The following is a 15,962-nucleotide window of genomic DNA, read 5'->3' on the forward strand; positions in this document are numbered from 1 at the left end:
TCCGGTTCCGATTAGGCCGGGTCGCTCCAGATCCGCCGCGAATAATCGAGGAAATTGAGCCCGAGGATCTTCTCGATCCGGCGCTGGCTGTGCCCGCGCGCGGCGAGCTTGTCGGCGAGGATGCGGAACTGCTCGGGGCCGCGCATGTCGATCGCGAACAGGAAGGAATCGGGGCGTTCGCCCGCCGCCGAGATGCCGGCGGCGCGGCGGCGCCGGATGTCCTCGGCGAACGCGGCAGCCCAGCGCTTCATGTCGTCGATCGCGGTGGTCGACCCGTCGGTGCCGATGCCGACATGATCCTCGCCGCATACGTCGACGGCATGTTCGATATGCGCGATCACGTCCGCCGAGGTGATCTGCCGCTCATGCGCGAGGAACGGCATGAAATAGATGCCGACGAAACCGCCTTTGTCCGCCACCAGCCGCAATTCCTCGTCGGTCTTGTTGCGCGGATAATCGACGAGCGCGCGGCAGCCGGTGTGCGAGATGCAGATCGGCGCCGACGCGGCGCGCGCCGCGTCGAGGCAGGTCTGCCGGCCGCTGTGCGACAGATCGACCATGATCCGCCGCGCGTTGAGCCGTTCGACGACCTCGCGCCCGAACGGCGTCAGCGGCGTATCCTCCGGCGCCAGCGAGCCGCCGCCCAACTGGTTGCGGACGTTGTAGGTGAGCTGGATGATGCGCACGCCCAGATCGTCGAACACGTCGACCCGGCTGGCGTCGCTGCCCATCATCGCGGCGTTCTGGAACCCGAAGATGATGCCGATCTTGCCCAGCCGGTGCGCGGTCTCGATATCGTCGGGGCAATAGACCTTCATCAGCGAGGCGGGGTGACGGCGGATCACCTCGTCCCACCGCGCGATATCGCGCACCGACACTTCGAAAGGATCCTCCTCACCGGACACATAGCCGAGCGTGAGGTTGATCGCGCTCGTTCCCGAGGCGATCGCATCCCGGATCACACGGTCGCTCGCCAGCTCGCCCGTCTCCTCGCCCCAAAAATTGGGGTCGGACAATTCGCCGAGCGTATTGACGATCAGCGGGCGCGACGGCGCCAGCCCGGCGCGCGCCGTGCCCGCGGCGAAAGGAGCGGCCGCCATCGCGCCCAGAACGGTACGTCTCATCATCGGGAATCCGTCTTGGTTGCCGGGCCCAGCACGATCGCCCGCCCGTTGTCATGCGATTGCAGCCCCAGCGTCGCGGTGAGGCCTTCGACCAGCCTTTCGGTGTCGCCGGCGCGGAATACCCCGGAAATACGCATCTGTGCGACCCGGGGGTTCGCCAGTTCGAGCGGCTTGGCCGCGTAGCGATTGGTGCGCTGGGCGACGATCGCAAGCGTTTCGTTGTCGAAGACGAGTTGACCCGATTCCCAATCGGTCGAGGTGTCGAGCGATGCGGGACGCTCGATCGCCATTGTCGACCGATCGTCGATACGCGGCGTCCCCGCGTGATGGACGATGAGTTCGTTGCCGGGATCGAGCATCAGATAATCGGCGCGCGGCGCACGCTTCTCGTCGAACAGCTTGAGCGTGTCGCGCGTCGCCGCACTGCCGTTGAGCACCGCGACATGACCTTCATAGAGGATCACGCGCGTCTCGCGCCCGAGCAGTTCGACACTGAACTCGGTGCCGGTCGCCACCACGATCTTGCCGGCCGCGGCGACCGAGAAGGGGCGTAAGGGATCCTTCGCGACCTCGAACCTGGCGCGCCCTTCCTCGAGCCACAATTGCCGCCCGGCGCGCGAATATTTGACGCGGACGCGCGTGTTGGCGTCGAGCGACAGCCTCGAATCGTCGTCGAGCATGACCACGCGGCGCTCGCCCAGCCCGGTCGCATAGACCTGCGGCTGTTGCGTGCGCCAGATCGTGATGCCGGCGAAGATCAGGCACAAGCACGCCGCCACCAGCAGCCAGAGCGGCGGCGGCGGAATCGTGACGCCGGACGGCTCGTCGCGCCGGCCGCGGGCATAGGCCAGCGCGTCGTTGCGCAGGTCCATCATCGGCGCGGCGGTGGCGTAATGGTCGACCGTCTGCCAGGCGCCGACGATTTCCGACAGCGCGTCGACGTTGCGCGGATCGTCATCCAGCCAGCGCTGGAAAGCGGCCTGCTCCGTCTTGGAGAGGCCGCCCTCGCTGAGCTTGATCGCCCAGCTCGCCGCCGCCTCGTCGCGATGATCGAAACCGTTCATTCCGTCACACCGTTCTCGTCCCTCAGGCTGTCGCGGAGGATCAGGCTGGCGCGCGTCACATGCTGTTCGACCGTGCGAACCGAAACGCCCAGCAGATCCGCGATCTCGCGCTGCTTCATATGTTCAAGCCGGAACAGGACGAAGATCGTCCGCGTGCGTTCCGGCATCGTCCTGATCGCCCCCGTCACCGTAGAAAGCGCCTGCCGCGATTGCAGCGCGCGTTCGGGGTCGATCTCATCCATCCAGGCGCCGCGTACCGACCTGGTTTCCAACTCGTACGACGTCCGCACCTTCGACCGCCGCCAGTGATCGCGCAGCAGGTTGGCGGCGATCTGGAACACGTAGGCGTCTGGCCGCGAGGCATCGATCGTCGCCGCGCGTTCCGAAATCCGCACGATGACATCCTGCGTCAGATCCTCGGCTTCCGCGAAATTATGGATCCGCCTGAGGAAGAACGACATGAGCGCCGGCCGGAAACGCTGGTTCAGCGCTTCCGCCTGCACGCTCGCCTCCGGCGGCAAGACCCGGTCGACTCGCGGACGGGGATCAGACATCGCAAGGCATTACGCGAGGCTTTCGCTTTCCCACATCAGCGAATGTGGATGATTCCAACCGCGCCGTCGATATCGACCTTGGTCCCCAGCGCGGCGGACCATGTCTTGAGGTTGGTGAGGATACGCTTTGCGGTCGCAGGATCGGCGAAATGCGGCATGCCGCGCCGGCTGCGATCGGGGGTGTTGCCGACATCGAGCGGGTAGAGGCGCACCGTCGTCGCGTCGCCGTCGTGATAATCGATCTCGGCGAGCATGCCGTCATACCAACTCGTCGGATTGCCGCCGGGCCGCACCGATTCGGACTCGGGCTCGGGCGGCGGCGCACGGCCCGTCGCGGGATCGGGAAAGACGCTGAACGCGGCCTCCTGCATTCCCTTGATCTCGCCACGGATGAAGAACACGCCGATGCCGTAGAAGACGGGCTTGCCCTTGTAGATCTCGATCCCGCGCAGCGAATGCGGCCCGCCGCCCACCACCACGTCGGCGCCGGCATCGACGACGTCGTGGAACAGCGTCTTCAGGAAATTGGGCGGCGCGGGAGTATCGTCGTCCATCCCCGTCGGGCTTTCATGCGCGTGGATGGTGAAGATCGTCAGATCCGACGCCTGCTTGGCGTCGCGGACCGATTTGAGCAGCCCGGCATGATCGTAGAGATCCATCTCATAGATCACCGGATCGCCGGTGCCGACGCGATAGATTTCCTTGCCGAAGCTGATCTCGTGCGCGTCGGATGCGGGGGCGGGTTCGCGCGGCGAGGCGCGTTCGGTGGCGAGCGCGCGGAGAGCGTCGAATTGCGCCTGCGAGACGATGTTGACCTTGCGCAGCCGCAGCGTGTTGATGCCGGCGCGTGCGTTGAGGCCGCCGAAGGCGTCGTTGGCGCGGGCATATTCCTTGAAGGTCGAGGCGGCGGCCACGAGCGCGACCTTGCCGTGGGGTGACGCGAAGATGCCGGGCGCGCGCGCTTCCGCCAGATCACGCCCGCCGCCGGCATGCGCGAGCCCCGCCGCGTCGAGCAGACGCATCGACTGGCGCAGGCCGTCGGGGCCGAAATCGGTCGAATGGTTGTTGGCGACCGACACCAGATCGAGCCCCATCGCCTTCATGTCGGTGGCGAGCGTGCCTTCGCCCCAGAGTTGGCCGAGGCCGTAGCCGGTGCCGTCGAAGGTCGACAGATCGAGGAACACGCCTTCCTGGTTGCTGACCGCGACGTCGGCCTTGCGGACCTTGTCGATCACCCGTTGCAGCGCCGGATCGGCGTAATCCGCCTTGGGGTGCGAATAGAGCATGTCGCCGATCGCCACGAGCGTGAAGTCGCCCTTCGTCGTCGCGGGCTTGGGCGGCTGGGCGAGGAAATCGTCGGGGTTGTTCGACGGGCGCGGCGGACCGTCCTGCGCGCTCGCCGGGGCGATTGCCACCAGCGCGGCGGCCAACGCCGGCAGCAGGCGCCGGGCGAAACGGGGGGTCGAACGGATCACAGGGCGGCTCCTTGCTGGGAATGGCACGCGCCCGCGGGCGCCGCGGGATCGACTTCCCACTGATAGGCCTCGACCGCCTCGCCGCGCGGCAGATAGGTGATCGGGAACGTCTGGCCGTCGCGCGTCACCTGGATCGTGAACGTCCGGTTCACTTCCGCCTGCACCGCGTCGAGCGCGACGCCGTAGGTGAAGTGATCACCCTCCCGGACGCCCGCTTTGGCGGCCTCCGATTCCGGCTTCAGGCCGCGCACGACCTTGTCGGCGCCGATCAGCGAGGCGAAGTCGAAGCCGACATCGAACCGCCGGATCATCTTCGTCGTGCGGCGGAAGCACGGGCCGAAATCATCCGATTCGGGCACGATCAGCCCGCCCGACAACATCGTCCGGTGCATCTCGACCGCCTTCTCACCAACCTCTCGGCGCAGCATATCCAGCCACACCGCGTCGGTGATGGGCAGGCGCTTCTTCGCGCGATCGATCATCTCGAACACCAGATCGTCGACCGAGCGCTTGCCGCCCGAGGCCCGGCGGATCATGCCGTTCAACTTGGCGAAATACATCGCGCCGCGATCGTAGGGCAGCACGCGCACGCGCGTATCCTCCCAGAAGCGGCGCACGGCCTCCTCCTCGGTCGTGTTGCGCAGCAGGCCCGTGTAATAGCGGCTCGCCGTCTGATTGATGTCAGCGAGATATTCCTCGTCGCTCATCAGGCCGGCACGCCACGGCAGCAGCGCCTGATAATAGACCGCGTCGCCCTCGTCATACCATTTGCCGAGATCGTTGGCGGTCCAGGTGTGCGTCATCTCGTGGCCGAGAATCGACTTCAGCGTCTCGCCCGTCACGCCCTTGCCATAGGTGACGAGGAACGAGTGATAGAGCGCGGCGCCGCCGCCCGCGTTCATCGGGTTGAAGCGCATGAACACGCGATAGGGCGGCGCGGTCTCGTCGCCGAAGAAATCGCTCATCCAGCTATGCAGCTTCGCCGTCCAGCGCATGATCGCGCGCGGATCGAAGCCGGGATCGTCGGCCCAGACGGCGGAGAAATTGTCGATCGTCCCCTGCTCGGGCTCGCGCCAGACGGGGCCGACCATATAGACCGCGTTGCCCAGTCGATCGGGCGCGCCGACGGGCAGATCGATAGCGCCGTCGCCGAAGCTGGAGATGGCCTCAGCGCCGTTGGGCATGCCCTCAAGGTGCCAATCGACCTTGATCGCGATCGGCGTTTCGAGGCTGGGCTGGGCGAACAGCACCTCGCCGATCCCCGAAAACGCCCGGCCGTCGACCCGCACCGCTGTCGGCGGGCCGCCCTGCAACATCGGGATGCTCTCCAGCGCGAGCGTGTAGCGCACATGCACATCGCCCTCGACGTCGCGCGGCGCGTGCCATTCGGCAACCATGCCGGGGGCCGCCTCCAGCGCGATCGGCCCCCGCGAGTCGGTGGCGGTGATCGCGGTAACGCGATGCGGGCGCGCCTGGCCGGGCATGCCGAGGCCGAGCCTGAGCATCACCTCGCCCTTGCGCACGCGCATCGCGGGGATCGTCATCTCGACCGTCATCGCACCCGTCTGGGTCGCCGGGTCGATCGCGGTCGGAGTCACGTCCAGCGTCATGGTCGGCGGGCCGGCATCGGGCGATTGCGCCGCCAGCGGCGCGGCTACCACGGCCGCCGCCGCCAATATTGCCAGATGAATGCTGCGCACGATGCGCCTCCCCCCTCCGCGTCGAAGATGATCTGTCATCACGTGCTACGCGGCACCGGCGAAATCCCGCGAACATCGATGCGGTTCCGCAGCGCCGGTGCGTAGTCCGGTTACTGGCGTCGGCGGGGGGAAGCATGTCAACACGGCTGTGGCGGATCGGGCCGATGATCGCGGCGGCGCTGGGCATCGCCTTATGCGCGGCGGCCGCCGGTGCGCAGGATCAGCCCCCCACCGCGATCACGCGGCATCATGCCGAGCTGCCGGGCGGCGGCATCGACTATACGGCCGAGGCGGGGCGGACCGCCATTCGCGACGTCGCCACCGGCGCGACCCTGGGCCACACCTTCTACCTCGCCTATGCGATCGCCCCCGCGCGCGACGCCGTGCGCCCCATCACCTTCATCTGGAACGGCGGCCCCGGCCTGCCCGCCGCCTCGCTCAATTTCGAGGGTGCGGGGCCGCGGCGGATCGTCGACGGGCGGTTGATCGACAATGCGGACACCTGGCTGACCGACAGCGATCTCGTCTTCGTCGATCCGGTCGGCACCGGTTTTTCGCGGCCCGTCAGTGCCGAGGCGCTTCCTGCCTTCACCAGCGTCGTCGGCGATGTCGCCGCCGTCACCGAGTTCATCCGTGCGTGGCTGATCCAGCATCGCGCGCAGCATCGGCCGCTGATCGTCGCGGGGCAGAGCTATGGCGCCGGGCGGGCGGGGTCGGTCGCCTATCGGTTGCTCGAGCGGGGGTTCGACGTGCGCGGGCTGGCGCTGATCTCGAACACGCAAGGCCTGCCCGATTATCCGGATCAGGCGCTGATCGCCCCAGCGATGCACGTCGCCGATTATGCCGTCACCGCACTCTATTATCACAAGCTGCCCGCCGAATACGGCACGACGCCAGCCGCCGCGCGCGCCGAGGCCGAGCGATGGGCGCGGGAGACCTATCTGCCGGCGCTGCGGCGGATCGCCACCATGCCGATCGCCGAGCGGGATGCGCTGCGCCGCGAGCTGGCCCGGCGGATCGGCCTCGCGCCCGACAAGATCGATCGCGACACGGTGTCGCTGACGCAGGGCACCTTCCTCGGCGGCATCGCGCCGTCGATGCCTTATTATCTCGATTACCGCTTTCTCGAGCCGTACCACTATCCGCCGCTCGACGCGGGCGTGGCCTCGATCCGCGACGACCTCGGCTACAATTCGGATCTGCCCTATCTCGGCGTCGAACCGATCGAATCCGGCTTCGCGCCGACGGGCACCTATCCGCCCTCGATCAATTCCTCATGGCTCCACTCGACGGTCTATGACGCCACCCCGGCGCAGATCGAGCAGGCCAAAAAGGCGTTCGCCGCGACGGGGCGGATCGGCATGTATCGTTATGGCCCGCCGCTGCCCGGCGCGGCCGAGGCGTTCGCGCTCAATCCGAACCTCCATATCCTTGTCGCGCACGGGGCCTACGATCCGGTCGGCGGCTGCTCGATCGACGCCGAGCACGGCCGCCACCTGCCGCCGGCCTATGTCGGCAAGATCGCCTTTCGCTGTTATCTGTCGGGGCACGCCATCTATCGCGATGCCGGCCCCCGCGCGCAGTTTGCCGACGATATGCGCGCGCTGGCGCGCGATGTGCTCGACGCGCCGGCGTTCCGGCCTTGAGGATCTCTCCAATGACATCGCTTCATACCCGCCGGACGCTCCTTCTGTGTTTCCTCGCCGCTGCGCTCGAAGGCGCCGATATCGTCTCGATGGGGCTCGCCGCGCCGATGGTGGCACAGGAAATGGCGTTCTCGGCCGAATTGCTGTCCTACGTCCTGACCGCGGCGATCGTCGGGCTGATGATCGGCGCCGCGATCGGCGGGCGCCTGGGCGATCGCTGGGGGCGCAAGCGCGTGCTGGTGATCTCGTTCACGCTTCTCGGCATCTTTTCGCTGGCAACGATGCTGGCTTACGACGTGGTCAGCTTCGTGCTGATCCGGCTGCTGTGCGGGCTCGGGCTCGGGGCGGCCTTTCCCAACCTCATCGCCATCGCTGCCGAGGCCGCCCCCGCGTCGCGGCGAGCGACCGGCGTCGGGCTGATGTTCAGCGGCACGCCGATCGGGGGCACGCTGCTGGCGCTGTTCGTCGCGTCGCAATCGTCGATGGACTGGCGTGCGATCTTCCTGATCGGCGGCACCCTGCCGATCGCGATCGTGCCGCTGCTCACCGTCCTGCTGCCCGAATCGGAGGAGTTCCGATCGGCGCGCGCGAGCGGGGCGGGGGACGCCGACGTCATTCCCGCGCGCGAGGCGCTGTTCGGCGGCGGGCGCCTGATCGCGACCCTGCTGTTGTGGGTGAGCTATGCCTTCACCCAGGTCGTCGTCTATCTGCTCAACAACTGGCTGCCGACGCTGATGGTGGAAAAGGGATTTTCGCCGCAGCAGGCGGGCTTGATCTCCGCGTTCGAGAATGGGGCCGCGGCGGTCGGCTGCATCGCCCTGACCGCGATCGCCGATCGCGGCTTTCTCGGCCGCGTGCTCGCCGTCACCTATGCCGCGATCGCTTTCTCGCTCTGGGCGTTGGGCGTGATCGACGGGCTGACGGCGACGATCGGCGCGGGCATCATCGTAGGCTTCTTCGCAATTGGCGGCCAGATCGTCCTCTACGGCATGGCGCCCTCGGTCTATCCGACCCTGTCGCGCTCGACCGGTGTTGGCGCCGCGGTGGCGTTCGGCCGGATGGGCGCGATCGCGGGGCCGCTTATGGCCGGACATCTGCTCGCCATCGGCTTTTCCCCCGCCACCGTGCTGATCGCGGCCATCCCCTGCGTGATCCTGGCCGGAACGTGCGCACTGCTGCTCGTGACCACCCGGATGGCATCGAGGCTCGACGAAAACAGCGCGGCCGGGTTGTAGCCCCCTCACGGTTGCCCCTTATCAGGCGCGGCGATGCGAACCGCGCAATCACCGCCATGCCGCCTCACCCGCAGCAGAAAAATGAAATCAATTTAGTTTATTATTGCGGGACGGCGATCTTCATGAGAGTTACGGGAGCGTAGATGCGGGGTGTTTCGCTTCACCGGTACGCTGATCCGGTGAAACGCGGCGGCCTCGTCATCGGGTATGCGATCGCCCGCGTGAGGCGATCGCACCACGGGAGAGACCTGATGCGGAGCTTCTCGATCGCGGGCCTTTGCCTTTTGGCGCTGGTGGCCACGCCGACGCTGGCCGGCCAGAGCGCGACCGCGCCCAACACGCTCACCGCCGGGGAACGCACCGAAGGCTGGCAGCTCCTGTTCAACGGCCACGACCTGAGCGGCTGGCGCTCCTTCGGCGGCGGCGCGCCGTCGCCCCATTGGGCGGTGCGGGACGGCGCGCTGGTTCTGACATCGAAGACCGGCGAGATGAGCGGCGGCGACCTCGTCACCGCCGACAGCTACGGCGCGTTCGACCTGACGCTTGACTGGAAGGTCGAACGCGGCGGCAACAGCGGCGTCTTCTATCTTGCGCGCGACGTCCCCGGGATCGGGAACATCTACGAGACCGGCATCGAGATGCAGGTGATCGACAATGAGGGCCATCCCGACGGCAAGATCCCGTCGCATCGCGCCGGTTCGCTCTATGACATCACGGTGCCGCCGCTGAGCGCGGCGCACCCCGCCGGGCATTGGAACCATGCGCGGCTGCGCGTCGAGCACGGCCGCATCCGCCAATGGCTGAACGGCACGCTCACCGCCGATGTCCCGTTCGGCAACGACGCGTGGCGCAAGCGGGTGGCGGCATCGAAGTTCGCGTCGATGCCGTTGTTCGGCACGTTTCCCAGCGGGGTGGTCGGCTTGCAGGATCACGGCGAGCCGGTCGCGTTCCGCAACATCAAGATCCGCAAGCTCGGCGCGAGCGCGCTGTGACGGCGGCCGCGTTCGATCCGGCGGAAACGACCGCCGATGTCATCATCGTCGGCTCGGGCGCCGCGGGGGGCATGGCGGCCTACAGCCTGACCAAAGCGGGGCTGCGTTGCCTGATGCTCGAGGCGGGGCGTGATTATGATCCCGGCGCCGAAGTCAACATGATGGCGCCCGAAAGCGACGCGCCCCTGCGCGGAGCGGCCACGCCCGACAAGCCGTTCGGCTATTTCGATGCGACCGTAGGCGGCGGCTGGGAGGTCGACGGCGAGCCCTATACGATGCGCGAGGGCACGGACTTTCGCTGGTATCGCGCGAGGATGCTGGGCGGGCGGACCAATCATTGGGGGCGGCACGTGCCGCGCTGGGGCCCGTATGATTTCAAGGCCCATTCGCGCGACGGGCTAGGGGTGGATTGGCCCATCGGCTATGACGATGTCGCGCCCTTCTACGATCGCGTCGAGCGCATGATCGGCGTGAACGGCGGGCGGATCGAGCTGGAGAACCACCCGGACTCCTCGCCGGGCTGCCTGATGCCGCCGCCCAAGCCGCGTATCCCCGAAATGCTCCTCAAGGCCACGTGCGAAAGCATGGGGATCCCGGTGCGGGCCGCCCATACGGCCGTGCTGACCCGCGACATGCCCGACGATGTCGCTCCGCGCAGCGCCTGCTTCAACGCGACGCCGTGCGGCCGCGGCTGCACGATCGGCGCGATGTTCCAGACGACGACCTCGTTCCTGCCGATGGCGAAGGCAACCGGCAAGCTGACGATCGTCACCGACGCGATGGTCTCGAAGGTGGTGATGGCCAGCGCGAACCGCGCGGCAGGCGTCGAATATGTCGATCGAAAGACCGGCGCCCGCCACCGGGTCAGGGCGCGGGCGGTGATCCTGGCGGCAGGAACCTGCGAGACGACGCGGCTGCTGCTCAACTCCGGCGACACACCCGCCGGCCTCGCCAATTCCTCGGGCCAGCTCGGGCGCAACCTCACCGATTCGACCGGCGCGTCGTTCCGCGCCTATGTCCCCGCGCTCGCCGGTCGCCCGCGCTACAATGAGGACGGCATCGGCGGGCAGCACGTCTACATCCCCTTCTGGCTGTACCCGGAGCAGCAACGCGGCGACCTGGATTTTCCCCGCGGCTATCATTTCGAGATCGGCGGCCGCTTCGGTATCCCGCCTGCCGCCGCCCTGCCGCGGGTCTGGGGCGCCGGGCTGAAGCAAGCGGTCCGCAGCGCTTCGGGCGCGACGATCGGGATGACGCTGCGCGGCGAGATGATCCCCAACAAGGACACCTTCTGCGAGATCGATCCGGGCGTGAAGGATCGGTTCGGCATTCCCGTGCTGCGCTTCGCCTTCCGCTGGTCGCAGCACGAACTCAATCAGGTCGCGCACGGGCAGCGGACCGCGCACGCGGTGTTCAGGCGCATGAACGCCACGATCCTCGATCCCGAATTGCCGCCTGAAAAGCTCATCACCGCAGGCGGCGAGATCATCCACGAACTGGGCACCGCGCGGATGGGGTCCGACGCGCGATCATCGGTGGTCGACAGCTATGGCCAGACCTGGGAAGTCGGCAATCTGGTGCTGATGGACGGCGCCATCTTCGCCTCGGGCGCACACAAGAACCCCACGCTCACCATTCTCGCGCTGGCATTGCGCGCCTCCGAGCGGCTTGCCGCCCGGTTCAGGACAGGAGCCCTCGCATGACGCTGTCGCGCCGCGAAACGCTGCAATGGGTGATGGCCGCGGCGGCGCTGCCGCTCGCCCGCTGGACGCCCGCGATGGCGGCAGGAACAGACGCCCGACCACCGTTCGAGGTCGCGGACTGGCCTGATGCGGTGCCCCCACCGCTGCCCGCTAACGGCTATGGGCGCGATCCGGACCTCATGGCGCCCAAAGTGCCTTGGCCGCTGACGCTGAGCAAGGCGCAGCGTGCGACGGTCGATCTGCTGGGCGACCTGATCCTTCCCGCCGACGAACGCTCTTCGGGTGCGGGCAAGCTCGGCGTCGGGGCATTCGTGGACGAGTGGATCAGCGCGCCTTATCCGATCCAGCGACAGAACCGCGAACAGGTGCTCGGCGGGCTGATGTGGCTCGACGCGCAAAGCCGGGCGCTACACGGGGCCGCCTTCGATGCGATCGCGCCGGCCCAGCGCGCCAACCTGCTCGATGCGCTCACCGTCACCACCCCGGCTGCCGGAATGGTGAAGCCGGTCGCATTCATGGACACGCTGCGTAATCTCTTCGTGCTCGGCTTCTACAGCCTGCCCGAAGGCAAGGCGGACATGGGCTTTATCGGCGACCAGCCGACGCCGGGCGACTATCCCGGGCCGACACCGGAGGCGTTGGCGCATTTCGCCGACATGCTCACCGGGCTGGGTTTGGCGGCTTCCTGATTCCGGACGTAGATCGCCTATGTTCGGTCTCTTCGTCGATCGGGGTGTCGCTCGCCTTCTTTGAACGGATCACGCCATCGCGACACGGCTGTCTGCCTGGCGCGGAAAGTAATGGCCGTTGTCCATGTCCTCGAACAGGCCGCGCTCAGCGGGTTGCCAGCCGAGGGTCTGGCGGGTGATGAGGTTGGACGCCGGGAGATCCAGCGTGACCAAATTCGCAAGGAACCCAAAATAGCCCGGCAGCATCAGCGCGTCCGCGGGAATGCTCACCGCGGGCACGCCCAGCCGGCTACCGATAGCCTCGGCGATCTCGCGGAATCGGAAGCCTCCGTCCTCAACCCCGTGCCAATATTTGCCCGCCGGCCCCTTCTCCAGCGCGAGGCGGAACAAGGAGGCGAGGTCGCGGCCGTGCACGGCCGGCCAAACGTTCGCACCCTCTCCGGGGTAGCCGATCACGCCCTTCTCCTTCGCGAGCCCGATCAGCAGCGGGAGGAAGCCGGCGTCGGTCGTGCTGTGCGCGATGGGAGGAATCCGCACGATCGAAGACCGCACGCCCTGCTCCGCGAGGCCGATCACGGTGCGCTCCACGTCGTTCCGAACCCGCAGCGTACCCTTGTGCTCATTCCGTACGGGGAGGGCCGGATCTCTCTCGGTCGCTGGCCGGTGCAAGTCTTCCCACGCAGGCGAGCCTATGCTCCCCGACACGACCAGCGGCTTTCCGGTTCCGGCCAGCGCCTCGCCGTAAGCGAGCATGATCTGGAGTTCCGCGGCGGCCACCGCGTCGATCCCGCCGGACGGAAGCAGATCCTGCCTGTGCGCGACGTGGATGACGCCATCTGACTCCGCAGCCGCCGCCTTGAGCACATCGAGGTCGGAAATATCCCCGCGAACCACCTTGGCACCGAGCGCGGCCACCGCCGCCGCCGACGTGTCCGACCTGGCCAGGCCGGTGACCTCGTGACCGGCGGCGATGAGATCGGGGATGATGTACGAACCGATATGGCCGGTCCCGCCAGTAACCAAAACGTGCATGTCGCAAATCCTTGGGTGAAATGATGTCGCGGGGAAACTCAACCGAGAACCGACAGCAAGCAGGCGCGCTCCAACGTCTGCGCCATGAGCAGCGGACCGGTGTTCATCGGGCGCAGTCAGTCGACCTTGACCAGGTCCTTAAAGATCAGTCGGCCCCAGCTATTTCCGCGCGCCTGAACGAGCAGCCCACCTTCCGACAGCCCGCCAAGTTTGATCGGCGCGAAACCGAGATTTTCCGCGAGCGCACCGATTTCCGTCGCGGCAACTTCATCGTCGCTCGCCAGGAACACGACTCTCCTGCCACCATGTACGGCTGGATCCTGGTCAAGGACGGCGGCGGCCAAATGATTGAAGCCCTTGACCAGCCTCGCACCAGTGAAGGCCTGCGCGACGAACCTGGCAGAGGGTTGTCCTCCCAGTTCCTCGGGAGGCACGCCGTAGGCATTGGTCACATCGACGATGATCTTCCCCTGCCAGTTCGGCAGCGCTTTCGCGACATCCGGGTGCGCCTCGAAACGGACGGCCAGAAAAATGACGTCCGCCTTGACCGCTTCCGCCAGTCTCTTGGGAATGACCGTGGGGCCGATCGCGGCCGCTTCAGATGCGAAGCTTTCCGGGTCGCGCGTGGTTGCAACTGAAACATCGATGCCTTCACGGGCAAACGCCTTGGCCAGCACTTGGCCGATATTGCCGAAGCCGATAATTGCGTAGCTCATACATATTTCCTTGGGTTCATCATACCTTACGGCACTCCGAACAATCGAATGGAGCGTCCGGCCGGCGTGGTGCGTCAGATTTGCGCGAGGCCGCCGTCGACGGCGACCTCGCTGGCGGTCATGAAGCTGCTGTCGGGCGACGCGAGAAAGGCAGCCGCCGCTCCGATCTCCGCCGGATCGGCCATGCGCTGGAGCGGATTCATCGAGGCGAAAGCCTTCAAGCCCTCCTCTCCAACCGCTGCCTTCGCGAGTTCGGTCGCCGTCGGTCCGGGCGACAGCACGTTTACCCGGATGCCGGTGCCCTTCAGGTCCTCGGCCCAGGTCCGGGCGAGGTTGCGCACGGCCGCCTTGCTCGCGCTATAGACGCTGAACGCGGGGGCGCCCGTGGTGCCGGCGCTGGACCCGGTCAGAATGATCGAACCGCCTTCGCCCATCAGCGGCAGCGCCTTCTGGACCGTGAAGATCGTCCCCTTCACATTGGTGTCGAAGGTTTCGTCAATGTGTTCGGCCGTAATCTCGCCGAGCGGACGCAGGCCGCCCGCGCCGGCATTGGCGAAAACGATGTCGAGGGTGCCGCGCTCGGCCTTCACCGCCGCGTAGAGCCGATCGAGATCGGCCGGATCGGAGATCGAGCCCTTCACCGCGCGGGCATTGGGCCCCAGATCGGCCACAGCGGCGTCGAGCGCTTCCTGCCGACGGCCGTAGATGAAGACGAAGGCGCCCTCCTCGATGAAGCGCTTCGCAGCGGCGCGGCCGATGCCGGTAGCGCCGCCCGTGACGACGGCGGTTTTCCCATTCAATCTGGTCATGTCGTGCATCTTTCGTTGTGTCGGACAGCGTCTCTGTTCTCGATGGCCCGGAGATAGGTCCGCCGGCGCTAGGCGCTCAGTGCGAAAGTTCGCACATCGGTGGTGCGAAATTGATCCGGTCGGATGATCGACGCCAGCCGCGACGATCGGTGTCCGCCGTTCGGAATTCGGCTGCGATTATCGGCGTGGGTTATGATGACAGCCCGTGCTATCCTGCGATTGGATATGGCTTTGGACGGCGCACCGCGCGGTGCGAGATTGCACCATGATCGACTGGGATGACGTTCGCTACTTTCTTGCCGTCGCGCGCGGAAGGTCGGTGCGGGCTGCCGCCGAACGGCTTGGCGTGAACCACTCGACCGTGCTGCGACGCATCGCACAGCTCGAGGAGCGGCTGGGAGCGCAGATGTTCGAGAAGCTGCCCTCGGGCTATCGCCTGACGGCTGCGGGCGAGGAAGTCCTCGAATTCGCGGAGCAGATGGAGGCGTCGTCGCATTTGCTGGAGACACGCGTCTTCGGTCGCGACCAGAGCGCGCGCGGGCTGTTGCGAGTGACGCTTCCACCGTTCCTCGCCGCGCACCTGCTCATGCCGGATCTCGCCGACTTCGCGCGTATGCATCCGGACATCGAGATGGAAATCCTGTCCTCCGGCGAGGTGGCGAATCTGACCAACCGGGACGCCGATGTCGCGATCCGTATTGTCACCGACCGCAAGACCCTGCCGCTCAATCTTCACGGTCTGAAGGGACCGGAACTGTTCAGCGGCATCTACATGTCTCGCGATCGACTGGCCGCGTGGCGTGCGGGCGCGCCTGATCCCATCCGGTGGATCGTCATAAACGATCATGGAAATCCGGACTGGGCGCGCGAGGGAGAGGTTCGCACCACCGGAGTTCCGTTCAGAACCCCGGACGCCGAGACGCAGATCGTGGCGGCGCAGCAAGGGATCGGGATGACGAAACTGCCGTGCTTCGTCGGAGATGCCGACCCGCTGCTGGTGCGGGTGCCGGGCACCGACCTGCCCATGCATGGGACGCTCTGGCTTCTCACCCAGGGAGAGGCGCGCAAGACGAAGCGCGTGCGGCTTTTCACCGAGTTTATATCCCGCAGGCTCACCGCGTACGCGCCGCTTCTCGCGGGGCTGTCCATGTCACGGTCCATGTCACGCGACTGACGTCCGACAGGTCGCCAGCGACGCTTGCTTGTTGGCGGAGCGGACCGCC

Annotated in this window: 14 protein-coding genes; 6 read left to right on the forward strand and 8 right to left on the reverse strand. The window is 66.9% G+C overall.

What is annotated here, in order from left to right; genetic code table 11:
* Window positions 1-11: 11 nt before the first annotated feature.
* From DFR49_RS18800 to DFR49_RS18820, 5 genes are read right to left on the reverse strand one after another with little or no spacing between them, the layout of a single operon-like run.
* Window positions 12-1,127: a dipeptidase gene (locus tag DFR49_RS18800; protein ID WP_119037171.1), complete on the reverse strand. Its 1,116-nt coding sequence runs from the start codon at window positions 1,125-1,127 to the stop codon at window positions 12-14.
* The gene (locus tag DFR49_RS18805) at window positions 1,124-2,188 is read right to left on the reverse strand and encodes a FecR domain-containing protein (RefSeq protein WP_119037172.1); all 1,065 of its coding nucleotides are present in this window, start codon (window positions 2,186-2,188) and stop codon (window positions 1,124-1,126) included. The genes DFR49_RS18800 and DFR49_RS18805 overlap by 4 nt, the downstream gene beginning before the upstream one ends.
* On the reverse strand, window positions 2,185-2,742 hold the full coding sequence (locus tag DFR49_RS18810) for an RNA polymerase sigma factor (RefSeq protein WP_119037173.1): 558 nt from the start codon (window positions 2,740-2,742) through the stop codon (window positions 2,185-2,187). The genes DFR49_RS18805 and DFR49_RS18810 overlap by 4 nt, the downstream gene beginning before the upstream one ends.
* A 35-nt stretch (window positions 2,743-2,777) precedes the next feature.
* Window positions 2,778-4,217 (reverse strand): CapA family protein, encoded by a 1,440-nt coding sequence (locus DFR49_RS18815; protein WP_119037174.1) that lies wholly within the window; start codon window positions 4,215-4,217, stop codon window positions 2,778-2,780.
* The gene (locus DFR49_RS18820; protein ID WP_147373731.1) at window positions 4,214-5,917 is read right to left on the reverse strand and encodes a M61 metallopeptidase family protein; all 1,704 of its coding nucleotides are present in this window, start codon (window positions 5,915-5,917) and stop codon (window positions 4,214-4,216) included. Before DFR49_RS18820 ends, DFR49_RS18815 begins: the two co-directional genes overlap by 4 nt.
* Window positions 5,918-6,051: 134 nt before the next feature.
* Here DFR49_RS18820 and DFR49_RS18825 point away from each other — a divergent pair, with 134 nt between their 5' ends.
* The 5 genes from DFR49_RS18825 to DFR49_RS18845 all read left to right on the forward strand — a co-directional run bounded on the left by DFR49_RS18825 (window position 6,052) and on the right by DFR49_RS18845 (window position 12,182).
* Entirely contained in the window at window positions 6,052-7,563 is a 1,512-nt protein-coding gene (locus tag DFR49_RS18825; RefSeq protein ID WP_119037176.1) for a S10 family serine carboxypeptidase-like protein, read from the forward strand.
* An 11-nt stretch (window positions 7,564-7,574) separates the two neighbouring features.
* Window positions 7,575-8,798, forward strand: coding sequence for an MFS transporter (locus DFR49_RS18830; RefSeq protein ID WP_119037177.1), 1,224 nt, complete (start codon window positions 7,575-7,577; stop codon window positions 8,796-8,798).
* Between the two features lie 251 nt (window positions 8,799-9,049).
* Window positions 9,050-9,790 (forward strand): 3-keto-disaccharide hydrolase, encoded by a 741-nt coding sequence (locus DFR49_RS18835; protein ID WP_170151055.1) that lies wholly within the window; start codon window positions 9,050-9,052, stop codon window positions 9,788-9,790.
* Window positions 9,787-11,493 (forward strand): GMC family oxidoreductase, encoded by a 1,707-nt coding sequence (locus DFR49_RS18840; RefSeq protein WP_211325934.1) that lies wholly within the window; start codon window positions 9,787-9,789, stop codon window positions 11,491-11,493. Before DFR49_RS18835 ends, DFR49_RS18840 begins: the two co-directional genes overlap by 4 nt.
* Window positions 11,490-12,182, forward strand: a complete 693-nt coding sequence (locus DFR49_RS18845; RefSeq protein WP_119037179.1) for a gluconate 2-dehydrogenase subunit 3 family protein — start codon at window positions 11,490-11,492, stop codon at window positions 12,180-12,182. Before DFR49_RS18840 ends, DFR49_RS18845 begins: the two co-directional genes overlap by 4 nt.
* Window positions 12,183-12,251: 69 nt before the next feature.
* Here the strand turns inward: DFR49_RS18845 and DFR49_RS18850 are convergent, their stop codons facing one another.
* The 3 genes from DFR49_RS18850 to DFR49_RS18865 all read right to left on the reverse strand — a co-directional run bounded on the left by DFR49_RS18850 (window position 12,252) and on the right by DFR49_RS18865 (window position 14,739).
* Window positions 12,252-13,214, reverse strand: a complete 963-nt coding sequence (locus DFR49_RS18850; RefSeq protein ID WP_119037180.1) for an SDR family oxidoreductase — start codon at window positions 13,212-13,214, stop codon at window positions 12,252-12,254.
* Window positions 13,215-13,330: 116 nt separating this feature from the next.
* Window positions 13,331-13,930, reverse strand: a complete 600-nt coding sequence (locus DFR49_RS18860; protein WP_119037181.1) for an NADPH-dependent F420 reductase — start codon at window positions 13,928-13,930, stop codon at window positions 13,331-13,333.
* A gap of 74 nt (window positions 13,931-14,004) precedes the next feature.
* Window positions 14,005-14,739 carry an SDR family NAD(P)-dependent oxidoreductase gene (locus DFR49_RS18865; protein WP_119037322.1) on the reverse strand — a complete coding sequence of 245 codons (735 nt, stop codon included), beginning with the start codon at window positions 14,737-14,739 and terminating at the stop codon, window positions 14,005-14,007.
* A 265-nt stretch (window positions 14,740-15,004) separates the two neighbouring features.
* Between DFR49_RS18865 and DFR49_RS18870 the strand changes: the two genes are divergently transcribed.
* Window positions 15,005-15,913 (forward strand): LysR family transcriptional regulator, encoded by a 909-nt coding sequence (locus DFR49_RS18870; protein ID WP_119037182.1) that lies wholly within the window; start codon window positions 15,005-15,007, stop codon window positions 15,911-15,913.
* The last annotated feature ends 49 nt before the right edge of the window (window positions 15,914-15,962 follow it).

Origin of the sequence: Hephaestia caeni (assembly GCF_003550065.1) — a bacterium.
Classification (GTDB): domain Bacteria; phylum Pseudomonadota; class Alphaproteobacteria; order Sphingomonadales; family Sphingomonadaceae; genus Sphingomonas; species Sphingomonas caeni_A.